17 protein-coding genes are annotated in these 18470 nt (G+C 71.6%); 9 read left to right on the top strand and 8 right to left on the bottom strand.

The window, feature by feature from the left end:
• The first annotated feature begins 54 nt into the window (after nt 1–54).
• Nucleotides 55–1488, top strand: a complete 1434-nt coding sequence (locus BR70_RS0112405; protein WP_027466334.1) for a TrkH family potassium uptake protein — start codon at nt 55–57, stop codon at nt 1486–1488.
• Nucleotides 1481–2176 carry a potassium channel family protein gene (locus BR70_RS0112400; protein ID WP_216852501.1) on the top strand — a complete coding sequence of 232 codons (696 nt, stop codon included), beginning with the start codon at nt 1481–1483 and terminating at the stop codon, nt 2174–2176. Before BR70_RS0112405 ends, BR70_RS0112400 begins: the two co-directional genes overlap by 8 nt.
• A gap of 87 nt (nt 2177–2263) precedes the next feature.
• Here BR70_RS0112400 and proC read toward each other — a convergent pair whose 3' ends face one another.
• On the bottom strand, nt 2264–3094 hold the full coding sequence (gene proC, locus BR70_RS0112395; RefSeq protein ID WP_027466332.1) for a pyrroline-5-carboxylate reductase: 831 nt from the start codon (nt 3092–3094) through the stop codon (nt 2264–2266).
• Nucleotides 3095–3158: 64 nt separating this feature from the next.
• Here proC and BR70_RS0112390 point away from each other — a divergent pair, with 64 nt between their 5' ends.
• The gene (locus BR70_RS0112390; protein ID WP_027466331.1) at nt 3159–4115 is read left to right on the top strand and encodes a cation diffusion facilitator family transporter; all 957 of its coding nucleotides are present in this window, start codon (nt 3159–3161) and stop codon (nt 4113–4115) included.
• Here BR70_RS0112390 and BR70_RS0112385 read toward each other — a convergent pair.
• A complete protein-coding gene (locus BR70_RS0112385; protein ID WP_027466330.1) occupies nt 4096–4530 on the bottom strand; it encodes a nucleoside deaminase in 435 nt (144 codons plus the stop codon). The genes BR70_RS0112390 and BR70_RS0112385 overlap by 20 nt on opposite strands.
• A 76-nt stretch (nt 4531–4606) precedes the next feature.
• Here BR70_RS0112385 and upp point away from each other — a divergent pair, with 76 nt between their 5' ends.
• The 5 genes from upp (at nt 4607) to BR70_RS20825 (ending at nt 10278) form a co-directional block, all read left to right on the top strand.
• Nucleotides 4607–5242 carry a uracil phosphoribosyltransferase gene (gene upp, locus BR70_RS0112380; RefSeq protein ID WP_027466329.1) on the top strand — a complete coding sequence of 212 codons (636 nt, stop codon included), beginning with the start codon at nt 4607–4609 and terminating at the stop codon, nt 5240–5242.
• 682 nt (nt 5243–5924) lie between these two features.
• Nucleotides 5925–6692 carry a winged helix-turn-helix domain-containing protein gene (locus tag BR70_RS0112370; protein WP_027466328.1) on the top strand — a complete coding sequence of 256 codons (768 nt, stop codon included), beginning with the start codon at nt 5925–5927 and terminating at the stop codon, nt 6690–6692.
• A gap of 258 nt (nt 6693–6950) precedes the next feature.
• The gene (locus tag BR70_RS0112365; RefSeq protein ID WP_027466327.1) at nt 6951–7463 is read left to right on the top strand and encodes a MarR family winged helix-turn-helix transcriptional regulator; all 513 of its coding nucleotides are present in this window, start codon (nt 6951–6953) and stop codon (nt 7461–7463) included.
• On the top strand, nt 7460–8809 hold the full coding sequence (locus tag BR70_RS0112360) for a cryptochrome/photolyase family protein (RefSeq protein ID WP_027466326.1): 1350 nt from the start codon (nt 7460–7462) through the stop codon (nt 8807–8809). Before BR70_RS0112365 ends, BR70_RS0112360 begins: the two co-directional genes overlap by 4 nt.
• Nucleotides 8806–10278, top strand: a complete 1473-nt coding sequence (locus tag BR70_RS20825) for a serine hydrolase domain-containing protein (protein ID WP_051596884.1) — start codon at nt 8806–8808, stop codon at nt 10276–10278. Before BR70_RS0112360 ends, BR70_RS20825 begins: the two co-directional genes overlap by 4 nt.
• A gap of 73 nt (nt 10279–10351) precedes the next feature.
• Here the strand turns inward: BR70_RS20825 and BR70_RS0112350 are convergent, their stop codons facing one another.
• A complete protein-coding gene (locus tag BR70_RS0112350) occupies nt 10352–11323 on the bottom strand; it encodes a carbohydrate kinase family protein (RefSeq protein WP_197019650.1) in 972 nt (323 codons plus the stop codon).
• A gap of 157 nt (nt 11324–11480) precedes the next feature.
• Here BR70_RS0112350 and BR70_RS22430 point away from each other — a divergent pair, with 157 nt between their 5' ends.
• On the top strand, nt 11481–12104 hold the full coding sequence (locus BR70_RS22430) for a TetR/AcrR family transcriptional regulator (RefSeq protein WP_027466324.1): 624 nt from the start codon (nt 11481–11483) through the stop codon (nt 12102–12104).
• A gap of 109 nt (nt 12105–12213) precedes the next feature.
• Here the strand turns inward: BR70_RS22430 and BR70_RS0112340 are convergent, their stop codons facing one another.
• The 5 genes from BR70_RS0112340 to BR70_RS0112320 all read right to left on the bottom strand — a co-directional run bounded on the left by BR70_RS0112340 (nt 12214) and on the right by BR70_RS0112320 (nt 18376).
• The gene (locus BR70_RS0112340) at nt 12214–12828 is read right to left on the bottom strand and encodes a superoxide dismutase (protein ID WP_027466323.1); all 615 of its coding nucleotides are present in this window, start codon (nt 12826–12828) and stop codon (nt 12214–12216) included.
• Nucleotides 12829–12873: 45 nt separating this feature from the next.
• A complete protein-coding gene (locus BR70_RS0112335) occupies nt 12874–13383 on the bottom strand; it encodes a flavin reductase family protein (RefSeq protein ID WP_027466322.1) in 510 nt (169 codons plus the stop codon).
• Nucleotides 13384–13616: 233 nt separating this feature from the next.
• Entirely contained in the window at nt 13617–15140 is a 1524-nt protein-coding gene (locus BR70_RS0112330; RefSeq protein WP_027466321.1) for an MFS transporter, read from the bottom strand.
• A gap of 213 nt (nt 15141–15353) precedes the next feature.
• Complete coding sequence (locus BR70_RS0112325) at nt 15354–16361, bottom strand: LacI family DNA-binding transcriptional regulator (protein WP_027466320.1); 1008 nt, start codon at nt 16359–16361, stop codon at nt 15354–15356.
• A complete protein-coding gene (locus BR70_RS0112320; protein ID WP_027466319.1) occupies nt 16340–18376 on the bottom strand; it encodes an aldo/keto reductase in 2037 nt (678 codons plus the stop codon). The genes BR70_RS0112325 and BR70_RS0112320 overlap by 22 nt, the downstream gene beginning before the upstream one ends.
• Between the last annotated feature and the right edge of the window lie 94 nt (nt 18377–18470).

Raw genomic sequence — 18470 nt, 5'->3', positions numbered from 1 at the left:
ACCACGGATGTACCATGACGAACCGTCCCGGCCCATGTCCTCGGAGGCATACGCATGCTCGACCGAACCGAGCCGATCCCGCACCACGTGAGTGTCGGCCGACGGCGAGCGAGCCGGATCGCGACGGTGCTGCGGTCGTCGCCGTCCCGACTGGCGATCGTCGTGTTCATCGCGCTGATCTTCCTGTTCACGGTGGCCTTCATGACGCCGTGGGCCACGGCGGACCGCAGCAGCACCCACTTCGCGGACGCCCTCTTCACCGCGGCGTCGGTGGTCTGCGTCACCGGGCTGTCCACGGTCGACATGGCGACGCACTGGTCGGTGTTCGGCAAGGTCCTGGTGGTCATCGGCACCCAGATCGGTGCCGTCGGCGTCCTGACCTTCGCGTCGATCCTCGGCCTGTTCGTCACCCGGAAGCTCGGCCTGCGCGCGAAGCTCATGGCGGCCGGCGACTCGAACCCGCTCCGCACCCACCACGGCGCCGTGCCCGAGGGGCAGGCCGTCCGGCTCGGCGAGGTCGGCACCCTGCTCGCGACGGTGGCGGTGAGCACCCTGTCGATCGAGATCGTCCTCGGCCTGCTGCTCCTGCCGTCGGTGCTCATCGCCGGCATCCCGTTCTGGACCGCGGTCGGCGACTCCTTCTACTACGCGGCGATGGCCTTCACGAACACCGGGTTCTCACCGAACGCGGACGGCCTCGACCCGTTCGCCCACGACTACTGGTTCCTGACGCTGCTCATGATCGGTGTCGTGGCGGGGTCCATCGGGTTCCCGGTGATCCGTGCCCTCACGAAACAGCTGCGCACCCCGCGGCGCTGGCCGATCCACGTCAAGCTCACCCTGGCGACGAGCGCGGTCCTGCTCCTCGGCGGCGCGGTCGTCTACACAGCACTCGAGGCGTCGAACCCGACGACCTTCGGCGAAGAAGGAGCGGGGCGCACCGCGTTCCAGGCGCTCTTCCTGTCGACGATGACCCGCTCCGGCGGGTTCTCGCTCGTCGACTTCGACCAGCTCAACGGCTCGAGCCTGCTCGTCACGGACATGCTCATGTTCATCGGTGGCGGATCCGCCTCGACGGCCGGCGGCATCAAGGTGACGACCCTCGCGGTGCTGTTCCTGGCCGCGGTCGCCGAGGCGCGCGGCCGCCAGAGCATGGAGGCCTTCGGTCGCCGGATCCCGAGCGACGTCCTGCGGGTCGCGGTGGCCATCGTGCTCTGGGGAGCGACGATCGTGGCCGTCGCGACCGTGGTGCTCCTGCAGATCACCGACGACTCGCTCGACCGCGTGCTGTTCGAGGTGATCTCGGCGTTCTCGACCAGCGGCCTGTCCTCCGGCGTGTCCGCGAACCTGCCGGAATCGGGCAAGTACGTGCTCGCCGCCACCATGTTCCTCGGCCGGGTCGGTACAGTGACCATCGCCGCTGCCCTGGCCGCCAGCCAGAGCCGGCAACTGTTCCGCCGTCCCGAGGAGAGGCCGATCGTTGGCTGACCGCACCCGTTCGTCGCACCAGCACGGTGCCATCAGTCACGACGCTCCCGTCCTCGTCATCGGGCTCGGTCGCTTCGGGGCCGCCACCGCCGGGCAGCTCGAACGCCAGGACCGCGAGGTGCTCGTCGTCGACACCGACGCCGGACTGGTGCAGAAGTGGTCCGACCGGGTCACCCACGCGGTGCAGGCGGACGCGACCGACATCGACGCGCTCCGGCAGATCGGCGCGCAGGACTTCGCCATCGCCGTCGTCGGCACGGGCAGCGACCTGGAGTCGAGCGTGCTCATCACGGCGAACCTGGTCGACCTCGGCGTTCCCCAGATCTGGGCGAAGGCGATCAGCCGCTCGCACGGCACGATCCTGTCCCGCATCGGTGCCAACCACGTGGTCTACCCCGAGCGCGAGGCCGGCGAGCGCACGGCACACCTGGTCTCCGGCCGGATGCTCGACTTCATCGAGTTCGACGACGACTTCGCCGTGGTCAAGATGTTCCCGCCGCGTGCGGTCCGCGGCAAGGACCTCGCCACCACCGTGATCCGCACCCGCTTCGGCCTGACCGTGCTCGGCATCAAGCCGCCCGGCAACCCGTTCGTGCCGGCGACGCCGGACAGCGTCATCGGCGAGGACGACGTCATCATCGTCTCGGGTTCCGAGACCGACCTGGAGCGCTTCGCCGCGTACGAGTAGCGACCACCGGACGGACGGGAGGCCCGTGGCGGCGCCGCCACGGGCCTCCCGTCCGCACTGTGGCTGCGTCCACGACGCGGTGTGCGTCTACGACGCGGCGATCTCCTCGGCACGCGCGATCGCGGCACGCGATGCGCGCAGCAGCGTGTCCGCCAGGTCGGCGTCCTGCAGCACCGCGACAGCACGTTCCGTCGTGCCCTTCGGGCTCGTCACCGCACGGCGCAGGTCGGCGGGCTCACGGCCCGACCGCTCGAGCAGCTCGACCGCGCCGCGGACGGTGCCCTGCACCATCGTCGCCGCCTGCTCGTGGGTGAACCCGAGCTCCTCGGCGGCACGCTGCCACTGCTCGACCAGCAGGAAGACGTAGGCGGGACCGGAGCCGGACACGGCGGACAGTGCGTCGAGCTGCTCCTCCGGCACCTCGATGACCTCGCCCGAGGCGGTGAACACCGACGACGCCAGTGCGACGGCCTCGGCGTCGGCCGAGGTGCCCGCGCTGATGCCGGTGACGCCGTGGCCGACGCCGATCGGGGTGTTCGGCAGGGCACGGACGACCCGGACGCCGGCGGGCACCCGAGCCTCCATGCTCGCGGTGGTGGTGCCGACGGCGACGCTGACCAGGACGGCACCGGGCTCCAGGTCGTCGGCGACCTCGTCGAGCAGGTCCGCGATCATGTACGGCTTCACGCCGACCACGACGAGGGCCGCGCCACGGACGGCCGCCCGGTTGGCGTCGGGGTCGGTGTCGCTCGCGGTGGCGTCGAGGCCGCGCTCCCGGTGGGCAGCGGCGGACGCCTCCGACTTCGTGGTGAGGGTCACGGTGGCCGGGTCGAGTCCCGCGGCGAGCAGGCCGTCGAGGACCGCGCCGGACATGGAGCCGACGCCGAGCAGGGCGGTGCGGGGCAGGTCGATCGTCATGCTCCCGACCCTACCGACGCGACCCGCCTAGGATCGTGTCGCAGACCACGAGAAGGGGACAGCTGTGAGCGCTTCCGGAGGCACGAAGGCGATCTTCGCCGCACTCGGTGCCAACATCGGCATCGCGATCGTGAAGTTCATCGCGGCGGCGATCAGCGGATCGGCGTCGATGCTGGCCGAGGGCGTGCACTCCCTGGCCGACTCCGCGAACCAGCTCCTGCTGCTGCTCGGTGGCCGCAAGGCCCGGCGAGCGGCGGACCAGGAACACCCCTTCGGCTACGGGCGTGAACGCTACGTGTACGCGTTCGTCGTCTCCATCATCCTGTTCTCGGTCGGCGGTGTCTTCTCGCTCTACGAGGGCATCGAGAAGCTCGCCCACCCGCACCCGCTCGAGAACTGGTGGCTCCCCCTCGTCGTGCTCGTCATCGCCATCGGTCTCGAGGGCTTCTCGCTCCGCACCGCCCTGCACGAGGCCCGACCGCAGAAGGGTTCGCAGAGCTGGGTGCAGTTCGTGCGCCGTGCGAAGGCCCCCGAGCTGCCCGTCGTGATGCTCGAGGACACCGCGGCCCTGCTCGGCCTGGTCTTCGCCCTGTTCGGCGTCGGCCTGACGGCGATCACCGGCAACGGGGTGTTCGACGCGATCGGCACGATGCTCATCGCGGCGCTGCTCATCGCGGTCGCGGTGGTGCTCGGCATCGAGACGAAGAGCCTGCTCGTCGGCGAGGGCGCGACCGCCGCCGACGTCGAGCGCATCAAGCAGGCGGTGCTCGACGGCCCCGAGGTCGACGCGATCATCCACCTGAAGACCCTGTACCTCGGACCGGACGAGCTGATGGTCGGCGTGAAGGTCGCCGTCGACGGGGACCGCCGACTCGGTGACGTCGCCGCCGGCATCGACACCGTCGAGCAGCGTGTCCGGAGCGCCGTGCCGATCGCCCGGGTGATCTACGTCGAACCCGACGTCCTACGCACCGGGCCGCAGCCGCCGACCGAGGCGATCGTCATCCTCGCCGCGGACTGAAGAAGTCGTCGAGCAGCTCGGCACACGCCTGCTCGAGCACGCCCCCGATGACCTCGGAGCGGTGCGGCAGCCGGCGGTCCCTGGCGATGTCGTAGACGCTGCCGCTGGCGCCCGCCTTCGGGTCCCACGCGCCGAACACGACACGGGGCACCCGTGCGGCCATGACGGCGCCGGCGCACATCGGGCAGGGCTCGAGCGTCACCACGAGCGTGTGCTCCTCGAGGTGCCATCCCCCCGTCACCGCCGCCGCAGCACGCAGCGCCAGGACCTCGGCGTGGGCCGTCGGGTCCTGCCGCGCCTCGCGCTCGTTCCGGCCGGTGGCGACCACGACGCCGTCGCGGTCGAGCACCACCGCGCCGACCGGTACGTCGTCGGTCTCCAGGCACCGTCGGGCCTCGTCGAGCGCACGCTCCATCGCCGGGACGAACGGGCGGGCTGCGGGCTCCTCCACGGGACCTCCTGACGGTCGGCGGCACGCTAGGCTCGACCCTATGCGAGTCCACGTCGCCGACCACCCGCTCATCACCCACAAGCTCTCGGTGCTCCGCGACCGTACGACGCCCTCCCCCACGTTCCGCGCCCTGACCGAAGAGCTCGTCACGCTCCTCGCGTACGAGGCCACGCGGGGCGTCCGGGTCACGGCGACGCCGATCGACACGCCGGTGGCGCACACCATGGGCGTCGCGATCGCCAAGCCGCGGCCGCTCGTCGTCCCGATCCTCCGCGCCGGGCTCGGCATGCTCGAGGGCATGGTCAAGCTCGTCCCGACGGCCGAGGTCGGCTTCCTCGGCATGGCCCGGAACGAGCAGACGCTCGAGCCGCAGACCTACGCCGAGCGCCTGCCCGACGACCTGTCCGGTCGACAGTGCTTCGTGCTCGACCCGATGCTCGCCACCGGTGGCACCCTCGCCGCCGCGATCGACTTCCTGTTCGCCCGCGGTGCGCAGGAGGTGACGTGCGTGTGCATCCTCGGTGCCCCCGAGGGGCTCGCCATGGTCGAGCAGGCCGTCGGCGACCGCAACGTCTCGATCGTCCTCGGTGCGCTCGACGAGAAGCTCGACGAGAACGGGTACATCGTCCCGGGCCTCGGCGACGCCGGCGACCGCCTGTACGGCCTGGCCGAGTAGCGCAGACCCGACACGTCTCGGACAGGAGGCGCGGTGCCGGCTGGCACCGCGCCTCCTGTCGTCCGTGCGGTCGCGCCCGCCGCACCCGCCCGTTCCGGGCGTACCTGCCCGTTCCGGGCGTACCTGCCCGTTCCGGGCGTACCTGCCCGTTCCGGGCGTACCAGGTCGTTTCTTTCCACGAGGTACGCCCGATTCGACCTTCCATCGCGTGCGAAATGGGAAAGAACGGGCGTGGCGCCCGACGCCCGTGCGGTCGCGCCCACCGCACCGTCCGTGCGGACGGTTGACACCGCGTTGGTATACCGCAGATACTCGTCACATGACTGCAACCGTGTCCACCCGCGTCCTCTCCGAGGCGTGCTCCTCCGCAGGGGCAGTGGGGACCGTCGGCGTGATGATGCCGACCATGCCGGTCATGCGTTGTCGAATGTGTGCCTGATCGGCACCCGTTCCAGCCGGATCCCCCGCGACACCACCCCCGTCGCGAGCGCGTGATCCCCGGGTGACGGACACCGTCGGCGACGCGCACCACGTCACGAGGTCTGTCTCCCGTTCCCCCGGGTCGGCCCCGGTCCGCAGCAGGACCGCAGGGCACATCGGCGTACCGCCGTACCCGGGATGACGCATTCGACACCGGCCGCCGCGCCACCCGCGCACCGGCCACACCGCCCGGAGAACCACCATGTCGCTCACCATCGCCCAGCCCCGCACCGCGCTCCGCACCGCACCGGCCCCGACCGACCTCGGCACCGTGACGCCGATCCGCCCGCGCCCGGCCTCCCCGGCAGCCACCGGACCGGCCACCGTGCCGACGAGCCCCGTGGTCGCACCGCAGCGGAACCGCGCGCTCCCCGAGGGCACCGAGGCCCGCGGCTTCGCCCTGTACGTCGGCATCGACGAAGCGAAGGCCGCAGCCGCCGGCACGACCCTGGCCGCGGTGGTCGAGCAGCTGAAGGCCCTCACCGCGCAGCTCGTCCCGTCGTCCGAGACGTACGCGGCCGTCGCCGTCGCCGCCGAGCACTCCGGTGGCCGTGACGTCGACGTCGTCCGGCTCGCCCTGCAGGACCGCTCCGCGGTGGCCGCCCGCAAGCAGGCCGAGAAGCCCGAGCCCGAGGAAACCGGTGTCGTCATCGACATCTCGCGGAAGCGCGTGACCCTCGACGGCGAAGCGGCACCCCTGACCTACAAGGAGTTCGAACTCCTGCAGTTCCTGGTCCTCCGCGAGGGCCAGACCGTCGATCGTTCCGCGATCATCGAGGGCCTCTGGTCGGACGGGGAGGACGAGACCCCGAACGAGCGCACCATCGACGTGCACGTGCGTCGGCTCCGCTCCAAGCTCGGCGCGTTCGAGGAGATCGTCCGCACCGTGCGTGGCGTCGGTTACCGCTTCGACCGCCACGCGGACGTCGCCGTGCGGTACGCGTCGACCCCGTCGCCCGACCTCTTCTGAGCCTGATCGACTGCTCTTGGTGAACTCGCAGCGAACCAGCCACGGAGAGGCTGGCGCGCCGTTACCGCTTCGTTATACAGTCGGTGGTGCAGACGGTGTTTGCTGTGGCACCGCCTGCGGAATGTGATTGCAGGAAACTCTTGGTGCAAGGGAGAGGGCCGGTCGCCGACAGGCGGCCGGCCCTCGTGCATGTCGCCCGGCTCCTGTCGGACCCCGTCGGTAGTGTGGTCAGACCGTACGACCGGAGGGAACGCGAACGTGAGCGAGACACGCCGCAGTGAGAAGGCGACCGCCGTCGCCGCCTGGGAAGCGCTCTTCCGCGCCCAGGTCGCCGTGATGCGGAGTCTCAACGCGGACTTCCCCGGCGACGAGATCTCGTTCAACGAGTACGACGTCTGCTTCAACCTGTCGACCCAGCCCGGCCGCCGCTGCCGGATGCGCGACCTCACCGGGCACCTGCTCCTCACCCAGCCGAGCGTCAGCCGCCTGGTCGACCGGCTCCTCGCCCGCGGCATCGTCGAGAAGCAGCCGGACCCCACCGACGCCCGCGGTGTGATCGTGGCGCTGACCCCCCACGGCTTCGACGTCTACCGGCAGGTCGCCGTGCAGCACGCGGCGAGCATCGCGCAGCAGGTCGGTGCCGGGCTGTCCGACCCCGAACTGCGCACCCTCACCGAACTCTGCACGAAGCTCCGGCTGGCGGTCGGCACCGCACCGGGCCGGCGGTCGACGACCCGCCCGGTGGCCGCTCCGGATGCGGCGACGGTGTGACCGGCGCGATCGTCTGGCTCCGTGACGACCTGCGGCTGTCGGACAACCCCGCGATCCGTGCGGCGATCGACCACGGAGGCGACGTCACCGTGGTGGTCGTCCTCGACGAGCAGTCCCCGGGGCTCCGGCCGATCGGCGCCGCGAGCCGCTGGTGGCTGCACCGATCGCTGACCGCCCTCGACGCCGACCTGCGCGAGCGCGGTTCCCGGCTGGTCCTCCGACGCGGTGCCGCGGCGACGGTCATCGACCAGCTCGTCGCCGACACCGGGGCGGACGCCGTGTACTGGAACCGTCGGTACGGCGCCGTCGAGCGGGACATCGACGCCGGCATCAAGGCGGCCCTGCACGACCGTGGCGTCGAGGCGCACAGCTTCGCCGCGAACCTGCTCTGGGAACCGTGGACCGTGCTCACCGGGCAGGGCGAGCCGTACAAGGTCTTCACCCCGTTCTGGAACGCCGTCCAGGCTCTGCCCGAACCGCGCCACCCCCTGCCCGACCCCGACGACCTGCCCGCTGCGGCCGACGTCACCGGTGATGCCCTGGCCGACTGGGCACTGCTGCCGACGAAGCCCGACTGGGCCGGCGGGCTCCGTGACGCCTGGACCCCGGGTGAGCACGGCGCCCAGCAGCAGCTCGAGCACTTCGTCGAGCACGCGCTCGAGGACTACGACCAGCGCGACGAGCCCGCGACGGAAGCCACCAGCAGCCTGTCGCCGTTCCTGCGGTGGGGCGAGATCAGCCCGTACCAGGTGTGGCACCGCCTGCACGAGCGGCTCGAGCCCGCGCAGCGCCAGAACGCCGCCGCGTTCCTGCGGCAGCTGGCATGGCGGGAGTTCAACTGGAACGAGTACTTCCACTGTGACGACATCGCCACCGTCAACGTCCGTCGGAACTTCGACGCGTTCCCGTGGCGTGACCCGGAAGCGGCCGAGCTCGACCGCTGGCGGCAGGGCCTGACCGGCTTCGACCTGGTCGACGCGGGCATGCGTGAGCTCTGGCACAGCGGCGCCATGCACAACAGGGTCCGGCTGGCGGCCGGGAGCTTCCTCGTGAAGAACCTGCTCGTCGACTGGCGCGTCGGGGAACAGTGGTTCTGGGACACGCTGGTCGACGCCGACCCCGCCAACAACGCGGCGAACTGGCAGTGGGTCGCGGGCTCCGGCTTCGACGCCGCCCCGTACTTCCGGGTCTTCAACCCGGACCGGCAACTCGAGCGCTTCGACCCGCACCGCGAGTACGTCCACCGCTGGGTCCCCGCCGACGAGCTGCGCCCCGAGCCGATGGTCGACCTGAAGGCGTCGCGGCAGCGGGCGCTCGACGCCTACGAACGGATGCGGCGATCGTGACCGGGTCGCACCCCGCGGTCGCCGCCGTCGTCGACCAGGTCGACGAGCTGTTCCGTGCTCGTGTCGAACAGGGCATCGCGCCGAGCAGCGTGTGGGGCGTTTTCGACCGCTCCGGGCTCGTCGCGTCCGGTGGGCACGGCGACCGCGGGGACGGCCGGCAGCCGGACGCCGACACCGTCTACCGCATCGCCTCCTGCACCAAGAGCGTCACCGCCGCGACCCTGCTGACCCTCGTCGCACGGGGTGCGCTCGATCTCGACGCGCCCATCACCGACTTCGTGCCGGCGTTCGGCGCCGTCACCCTGCCGGCCCCGGACTCCCCCGTCCCCACGGTGCGGATGCTGCTGACGATGTCGGCGGGCTTCCCCACCGACGATCCCTGGGCCGACCGGCAGGAGTCGATCTCGGACGCCGAGCTCGACGAGGTCCTGCGCGGCGGCCTGCTGTTCGATTCGCTGCCCGGCACCCGCTTCGCCTACTCGAACCTCGGCTACGCCCTGCTCGGCCGGGTCGTCGCCGTCGTGACGGGGCGGCCCTTCACCGTGGCCGCCGACGAGACCGTGCTCCGTCCCCTCGGACTCATCGACACGGTGTTCAGCGCCGACGAGTCCACCGGGTTCGTCGTCACCGGTGTCCGCGGACACGAGGGCGACTGGGAACCCCTGCCGATGACGGGCCCCGGCGCGTTCTCGTCGATCGGCGGGCTCTTCTCGACCGTCCGCGACCTGGCGCGCTGGGCGACGCACCTCGGTTCGGCGTTCTCCGCTGCGCCGGAACCCGGCCCGGTCTCCCCCGCCGATCGCCGGCTCATGCAGCAGGCGATGCGGGTCGTCCCGTCGTCCGTCGTGCCGGGTTCGGCCCGCGCGACGGCGTACGGCTTCGGGCTGTTCGTCGAGCAGGACGACCGCTTCGGCGAGCTCGTCTCGCACTCCGGCGGCTACCCGGGCTTCTCCGCGCACATGCGATGGTCCGTGCGCGACGGCCTCGGGGTCGTCGCGTTCGAGAACGCCACGCAGGCCAAGGTCTCCGCGGCCGCGCAGCAGGCGCACGACCTCGTGCTCGACGCGGCACTGACGGCTCGGACACCCGACCCGGCGGAAGCCGGCACCGACGTGGCCGGAGCGACCAGCGGGGTGGCGGCGACCACCCGCGCGACGCGAGCCGCCCAGGCCGCCGTGACGCGCCTCCTGGCCGACTGGCGCGACGACCTGGCGGACGCCATCTGCACACCGAACGTGGCCATGGACGTGCCCTACGACCGCCGACGGCGGGGGGTGGCGCAGGCCGTCGCGGACGTCGGCGCCGACCTCGGTGCCGCACCGGTGTCCGAGTACTCGGCGGCACCGTCGCACCTGCGCTGGTGGCTCCCCGGCACCTGCGGGCGACTGCGCGTCGAGATCCGGCTCGCGCCCGCCGCCGCGGGGCGCGTCCAGACCCTGAACGTCGTCCCCGAACCGTCGGAGCATTGACCCGACGGAGCGCTGACCGGGCACTGACCCGACGGAGCCCTGACCCGGGGGTGCCGACCGAGAACCCGTCGGCTCAGACCGGCGGTCGACCGCCCACGAAGCCGAGTGCCCGCGCGGCGACCCGGGTGCCCTCGCGGGCTGCCGCACCGACGCGGACCGGATCCGTCGCCCACGCACGGACGAACCCGGCGACGAAGGCGTCCCCGGCGCCGATGGTGTCGACGACGGTCGCCGGTGTCGCGGGGACCCGGTGGACGCTGCGGCCCCGGCGTCCGATGAGCGCGCCGTCGGCCTCCGCCGTGACGACGACCAGTGGGACGTGCTCCGTCAACCGCCGCACCGCGGCGTCGAGGTCGTCGCCCCCGCCGAGGGCGAGCGCCTCGTGCTGGTCGGGGAAGAGCACGTCGACGCCCCGCAGGGCGTGGAGGAACCGGTCGGCACCGATCGTCTCGATCACCGCCACCGACGATGGGTCCACCGCCACGCGCGCCGGCCCCGTCCGGGCGCACGCCACCAGGTCGGCGAGCCGGTCGGCCCCACCGCCGAGCATGGCGGCCCCGGTCAGGTGCACGATGTCGGCGCGGGCGACCACCGACGGCGGGACGTCGCCGGCACTGATCTTCCCGCTCGCGGCCGGGTCGGACATCGCGGTGCGACCGTGGTCGTTGCGGACCGAGACGACGACCCCGGTGGACGTCATCGCGTCGTACCGCAGGTGGGCGCGGACCCCGGCGTCCTCGAGCGCGCGTTCGTGGCGGTAGACGTCGTCGACCCCGACCCGGGCGACGACGTCGACCTCGGCCCCGAGCCAGCCGAGCCAGGTGGCCGTGTTGCCACCGGCGCCGGTCGGACGGTGGCGGATCTCCGCAGCGGGGTCGTGCACCCCGATCCGGTGTGCGGTGGTGTGCACGAGGACACCGTCCAGGACGTCGCCGACGACCAGGAAGCGTTTTCCGGCGCCACGACGACGGCCCGTGACCACCCGTCCGGCGCGGGTCCCTTCGGGCCGGGACGGCGGCGGAGCGCCCTCGTACGGCATGGACATCCGAAACAGTGTACCCGTAGCCGAGTTTTTCTCCGTTTCTATCGGTGAAAACGGAGGTTTCGCGGAGAGATCACACACGACGACCATGGTGCCACTGAAATACCGGCTGCTAGTATGTGGGCGGTCGCGCGACCACCGCCCCGACGACGGAGATGCCATGCCCAGGAAGCCCGACCCCACCCGCAAACCCGCGATCCTCGAGAAGGTCGTCGACCACTTCGTCGAGACCAAGATCGAGGACGTCACGGTCCGGGGCCTCGGCCGCGTGCTCGGGACGAGCGCCTACCCCGTCGTGTACCACTTCGGCTCACGCGAAGCCCTGATCGACTCCGTCGTCGAACACCTGGCGGCCGCACGTCCGGTGGCGACACTCGAGCCGGACGCCGATGCGGACGCCCTCGCCGATCACCTGGTCGCGGCCTTCGGCGGGCTCGACGACCCACACCGCGCGTTGGCCGCGCGACTCACCTTCGAACTCGGTTCGGTCGAGTCCCTCGACGGGCGGGACCGCCAGCGCCGTGCACACCGCTGCCACGTGGCGGCCATCCGGGCGTGGTGCCGGGCGCACGGTGCCGACCCCGTCCTCGCCGAACGTGCGGCCCAGGACACGGTGATGGCCGCCCGCGGAGCCCAGTGGAGCGCGCTCGTCGACCGCGCGCACACCGAGGCCGACGCCGCACTGCGTCGCATCGCCCACGACCTGGCTTCGAGCACGACCGGCGCCGACCCCGCGCTGCGCGCGACCGCGCCCGCGTCCGAGGACCGGTCGCGGACCCGGTGACGGCGTGCGGTCCGGAACGGCACCCGGACCACGAACGGGAGGCACGGTGCCAGCTGGCACCGTGCCTCCCGTTCGTCAGGTGGTCACCGTGGTGACCCGCCGACGCGGATCAGAGCGTGACGAACCGCTGCGACTTCGCGTTCTCGAAACGAGCGGCGACGTTCTCCCAGTCGACGATGTTCCAGACGGCCTTGACGTAGTCCGCCTTGACGTTCAGGTAGTCGAGGTAGAAGGCGTGCTCCCACATGTCGAGCATGAAGATCGGGACGAGACCGAACGGGATGTTGCCCTGCTGGTCGAAGAGCTGGAACGTGGTGAGCTTCTGGCCCACGGTGTCCCAGGCCAGCACGGACCAGCCGGAGCCCTGGATGCCGTTCGCGACGGCGGCGAACTGCGCCTGGAACTTCTCGAACGAACCGAAGAACTCGTCGATCGCTGCGGCGAGCTCGCCCTCGGGGACCTTCGTGTCCGGGCCGAGGTTGGTCCAGAAGATCGAGTGGTTCACGTGGCCACCGAGGTGGAACGCGAGGTCCTTCTCGAGCTTGTTGATCGCGCCGAAGTTGCCGGACTCACGGGCCTCGCCGAGCTGCTGGAGCGCGGTGTTGGCACCGGTCACGTAGGCCTGGTGGTGCTTGTCGTGGTGCAGCTGCATGATCTTGCCGCTGATGTGCGGCTCGAGCGCGGCGTAGTCGTACGGCAGTTCCGGCAGGGTGTACTCAGCCATGTGAGGTCCTTTCGATCAGTGGGGTTGTGGACGCGGCTCCGCGGCTCACGAGAGCCGGGAACGATCGGTGAGGGAGTGGAATTCCCGGTTGTGGTAGACCAGCGGCTCGCCGCGGTCGGCGCCGACGATGATGTCGAGCACCTCGGCCACGACGACGGTCGAGCTGCCGATGGGCGTCGTCGACAGCGGTCGGCAGCGGAGCGCACTCGCCGCACTCGGCAGGTAGCGGTCGCCGGACGGCAGGGTGCCCCAGATCGGGTCGTCGGCGGCCGGGCTGCCGGTCGACGCGAAGCGCTTGGCGAGTGCGACCCCGAGGGAGTCGACCAGGTGCACGACGAACAACGGCGCACCGAGCACGACCCCGGCCGAGCCGGAGTTCGTCGAGAGCGAGAAGACCAGCACGGGTGGGTCGACGGCCACGCTCGCGACGCTCGAGGCGGTGAGGCCGGTCGGTCCGTCCGGGCCTTCGGCCGTGATGACGGCGACGCCGGCAGGGTGCCCGCGGAAGGCGGACTTGTACGCGTCGGCGATGGTTGCCGGTGCTTCGTCGGGCATGGTGATCGTGGTCGTTCCTTCGGGAGGGGCTGCCGTCACTCGGCGGCTGTCACCCAACGTATGACCTGAACCATGGTTGAGGTCAACGATTCACAGGTTCGGGCGCGGCCGGGCGCGCCGCGGTGGCACTTCGTGAGCAGGAATGGTCGGGTCACGCACGGCGACCCGACCATTCCTGCTCACGAAGCACAGCTCACGAAGCGCAGCTCGCGCCCGCAGTGCAGCGCGGCCGTTCAGCGGCGCTTGAGCATGACGAGCGCACCCGCGGCCGCCACCACCATGAGCACCGCGGCGACGCCCGCCGTGATCGTCACGCCGGAGTCGAAGGCCGCCCGCGCCGACTCGAGCAGCACCTGCCCGGCGCTGCCGCCGAGCTGCCCCGCCGCGGCGACCGCCCCGCCGAGGGTCTCCTGCGCCGCGACGTGTGCCGCCGAGGACAGCCCGTCGGGCACCACGACGTGCGCCCGGTAGGTCGTCGCCAGGATCGTGCCGAGCACCGCGGTCCCGAGCACGGCCCCGATCTCGTACGCCGTCTCGGACATCGCCGAGGCCGCACCCGCCTTGTCCGCCGGAGCCGTCGAGATGATGAGGTCGTTCGTCACCGTCTCGGACGCCCCGATCCCGATGCCGAGCAGCACGAACGCGAACGCCAGGGCGGCGATGGAGGCGTGGTGTCCGAGGACCGCGACGAGGGCGTACGCCGCCGCCGAGAACAGCAGCGCGACCGACACGACCCAGCGCGGGGCGACACGCGCCACGATCGGCACGACCGCGAGCCCGGCGACGATGGTCAGGACCGAACCCGGGATGAGCACCACGCCGGATGCGAACGGGTCGAGCCCGGCCACGAGCTGCAGGTGCTGGGCGATGAAGAACAGGAACCCGGTGAGCGAGAACATCGCCGCCAGGTTCATCAGCACACTGCCCGTGAAGGCGGTGCTGCGGAACAGCCGCAGGTCGAGCATCGGCGTGCGGGACCGCAGCTGCCGACGGACGAACGCGATGCCGCACACGACACCGACCGCGAGCATGGCGATCGCGAGGCCGCGCTCCTCGGGGTGCACGACCGACTTGATGGCCCACGCGATGGGTGCAAGGGCACCGAGGGACAGGAACATGCTCGGCAGGTCGACCGGCCCGGGCATCGGGTCGCGGGACTCCGGCACGCAGAACGGCACACCGACGAGCATGAGCACGAGGATCGGCACCGCGACCAGGAACACGCTGCCCCAGTGGAAGTGCGCGAGCAGCGCGCCGCCGACGAGCGGGCCGAGCGCGTTGCCGGCCGCGAACATCGTCGACCAGACGGCGAGCGCCATCCGCCGCTCCCCCGCGTCCACGAACACGTTGCGGATGATCGAGAGCGTGGCGGGCATGAGCATCGCGCCGAACACGCCCATCGCGATCCGGGCCGCGACGAGCATCCAGGCGTCGGTCGCGAAGGCCGCGGCCACCGAGAACAGTGCGAAGCCGGTCGCGCCGATCACCAGGATCCGCCGTCGGCCGATGCGGTCACCGATGCTGCCCATCACGACGAGCAGGCCGGCGAGCACCAGCGGGTACGCGTCCACGATCCAGAGCTGCGTGGTGGCGTCCGGGTTCAGCGCGCGACTGATCGACGGCAGCGCGAAGCTCAGGATGGTGTTGTCGACCGAGATGAGCAGGACCGGCAGCATGAGCACGGCGAGCGCCAGGAACCGTCGGGCGCGGCTCCCGGTGACGCGGGTGGCGACGGGGCTGGTGAGCAGTGCGGACACGGCGGACTCCTGGGACTTCGAGCCGGACCAGGTCGACGGCGGGTGGTACGTGGGGCAGACGAGACGGGACGCGGGATGGACACGCGCCCCGTCAGGACTCCGTTAGTGTACCGTCCGGACGGTTTTGGTTGCAAATGCAACTGACGACGGCCGGGAGGCCCGTGGCGGTCCCGCCACGGGCCTTGCGTCGGCCCACTGGTCGCGTCGTCGGGCCTACGCCGATTCGCGGAGCAGCAACCGGTGGCGCACCGTGCGCTCGACGGCCTCGCCCGAGCGCGGCAGCTCGCCCGCGAGCATGCCGAGCGCCAGGTCGAGGGCCTGACCCGCGACCTCGTCGAGATCGACGGCCAGCGTGGTGAGTGTCGGTGCGACGAGCGTCCCGAGCGGCAGGCCGTCGACGCCGACCACGCGGACGCCACCGGGGACGTCGACGCCGGCACGACGGCAGGCCGACAGCACACCGAGGGCCAGCACGTCGTTGAACGCCAGGACCGCGTCCACCCGCCGGTGCTCGGCGAGGATCCGCTCGGTCTGTCCGGCGCCGGCCTCGGCGGTGGGTGCGGACGCGACGACGAGGTCGGGCAGGTACCCGCGACGTCGGAGTGCCGCGACCATGTGCTCCCCGCGCTGGCTCGGCACGCCGTCGGCAGCGGCGTCGAGCACGACGGGGTGCTTCACCCCGACGTCGACGAGGTGGTCGGCGAGGTCCTCGATCGCGGCGGTCGGGTCGATCCGGACCGCGGCGCGGGTCACCGGCCCCGAGGGGTCGAGCTCGACGACCGGGACCGAGCCGAGCCGTTCGATCCACTCCGGCGCACGGGACCCGAGGTAGCCGATCACGACGTCGGTCTGCGCACCGAGGGACTCCACCATCCGGTCCGAGTCGCTCGCGAGCCCGACGTCGGCGAGCATGACGTTCCACCCGCGGGCGGCGGCCAGGCCGAGCACCGCGGAGGCGAGTGCCGGTGCGTAGGGGTTCCGCAAATCGTTGACGACGAGCCCGAGCTGGTGGTCGCCACCCGTGACGAGCCCGCGGCCGAACCGTGACGGACGGTAGTCGAGCGCAGCCGCGGCCTGGAGCACGCGGTCCTTGGTCGCCGCGCTGATGCCGGACATGCCGTTCATCGCGCGGGTGACGGTCTGCCGGGACACCCCGGCGGCCGCGGCGACGTCGATGATCGTCGCGCGGCCGCCCGGGGTCAGGCGCGGAGGTCCAGCCATGCCACCTGTTCCGGGGAGAGGTCGACGGAGAGGCCGGTCATGGACGACCGGGCCTCCGCGATCGTACGGGGTCCGAAGAGCGGGAACGTCGGGAACGGCTGGTTGAGCACGTACGCCAGCGCGATCGCCGTCGCGGGGACACCGAACTGCTCGCCGAGTTCGCGCGCACGCCGGAGCCGCTCGAAGTTGTCGTCCGAGTAGTAGCAGCGGACGAGTTCGGCGTCGCTGGTGTCCTCGGGCGTCGCGCGGCCGGTGAAGAACCCGCGGGCCTGCGACGACCACGGCAGCAGCGGGACCTGGCGTTCCTCGAGCCAGGCCTTCGATGCCGCATCGGTCGCGTGTTCGCAGCCGTCCCACGGCACGTCGTACGCCTCGGCGAGACCGAAGTGGTTGCTGAGCACCTCGAACCCGTGCTTGCCGTTGGCCCGTGCGTAGGCGTTTGCCTCGTCGAACCGTGCGGGGGTCCAGTTCGAGCCGCCGTACACGCGGATGCGCCCGGCTCGGCGGTGCTCGTCGAGCACGTCGACGAACTCCCCCACCGGGATGTCGGGGTTGTCGCGGTGCATCATGTAGATGTCGGCGTAGTCGGTTCCCTGGCGCTCGAGGCTCTCGAGCAGCTGCCGGGTGATCGACTCCGGGTCACAGTGCGGGGTGTGGGCGCCCTTCGTGATGACGACCACGTCCTCGCGGATCCCCCGGTTCTGGATCCACCTGCCGAGCCTGCCCTCGAGCACCCCGCCGCCGTAGATGTACCCGGTGTCGAACACGTTGCCACCCTGCTCGACGAACAGGTCGAAGATCGCGCTGGCGTGTGCCAGGTCGGACTGGTTGTCGACACCCATCACCAGGCGGGACATCCGCTTGCCGACGCCCGGCACCTCGCCGTAGCGCATCGGGTTGCCGTCCTGCACGGTGAGCGGTCGGCCGGACACCGTCGGGATGTCAGCGGTCTCGGCCTCGAAGGGGTAGCGCAGGCCGATCGCCGCGCGCCACCTGTCGAGCGTGCGGGCCGTGGCGAGGGTCTCGTCGATGGTCATCTGCGCCGCTTCGACCCCGCCGGCACGCAGGGCGTCGGTGGTGGCGTCGGCTTCTCGGGCGTAGGGGTGCTCACCCGCGAACGACAGCGAGCGAGGGGGTTCGTCGACGGTGTGGATCTCGATGGTGGGGTCGTCGCCGAGGGTCCACGGGTCGGTGAGCACGATGCGACCGCGCGAGCCGTACACCGACACGGCGTTGTCGTCCTGCACGAAGACGCCTGTCCGGACCGTCGCCGTGGTCCCGCCCCTGTAGGTGAGCTGCGCGACCGTCCACTCGTCGACCCCGGTCGGCCCGAGCGTGCCCGTGGCGGTGAGGTCCACCGGCTCGGCGACGGCGACCCCGGTTGCGGCCTGCACGATCGCCGCGGCCATCGTCACCGGGTACCCGCCGACGTCGAGGATCCCGCCGCCGGCGGTGTCGACGTCGAACAGGCGACCGGTGCGCTCGCCCGTCCGGAAGGCGAACGAGGCGTCGACGTGTGTCACGTCGCCGATCACGCCGTCGCGGATCAGCTCGAGCAGCGCCGCGGTCTGCGGGTGGAAGCGGTACATGAACGCCTCGACGAGCGGCAGGCCGGCCTGGCGTGCGGCGTCGGTGAGCGCCATCGCGGTGCCGTGGTTCACGGCGAGGGGCTTCTCGCAGAGGACGGCCTTGCCGGCTTCGAGTGCGGCGAGCACGAGTCGGGCGTGCCCGGTGTGCACGGTCGACACGTAGACGGCGTCCACCCGCGGGTCGGCGAGGACCTCGTCGTAGGTCCCGGCGGTCACGTTCGCGAACCCGAACCCGGCGGCCTCGTCGGCGAAGCCCTGCGCCCGCTCGGCGGACGAACTGCCGGCCGCGACCAGGACACCCCCGCTGGCGGGCAGCTGCGAGAGGAAGCGTCGCGCGATGCTGCCGGGGCCGAGGACGGCCCACCCGGGGCGGTCGGTGGTGGTCGAGGTCGGGGTGGTGGCGGTGTTCGCCGTCTGCGCTGACATGCGGATCCTTGTCGTCTCGTGAACCTTCACGGTCGGCTCGACGCTAGCCGGTGCCGGAACGATGAGCAACGGTCCCGCGGCACTTCGTGAGCGT

The sequence above is a fragment of the Curtobacterium sp. UNCCL17 genome, from assembly GCF_000686685.1.
Taxonomy (GTDB): Bacteria; Actinomycetota; Actinomycetes; order Actinomycetales; family Microbacteriaceae; genus Curtobacterium; species Curtobacterium flaccumfaciens.
This window is presented reverse-complemented; position numbering and strand designations above follow the sequence as displayed.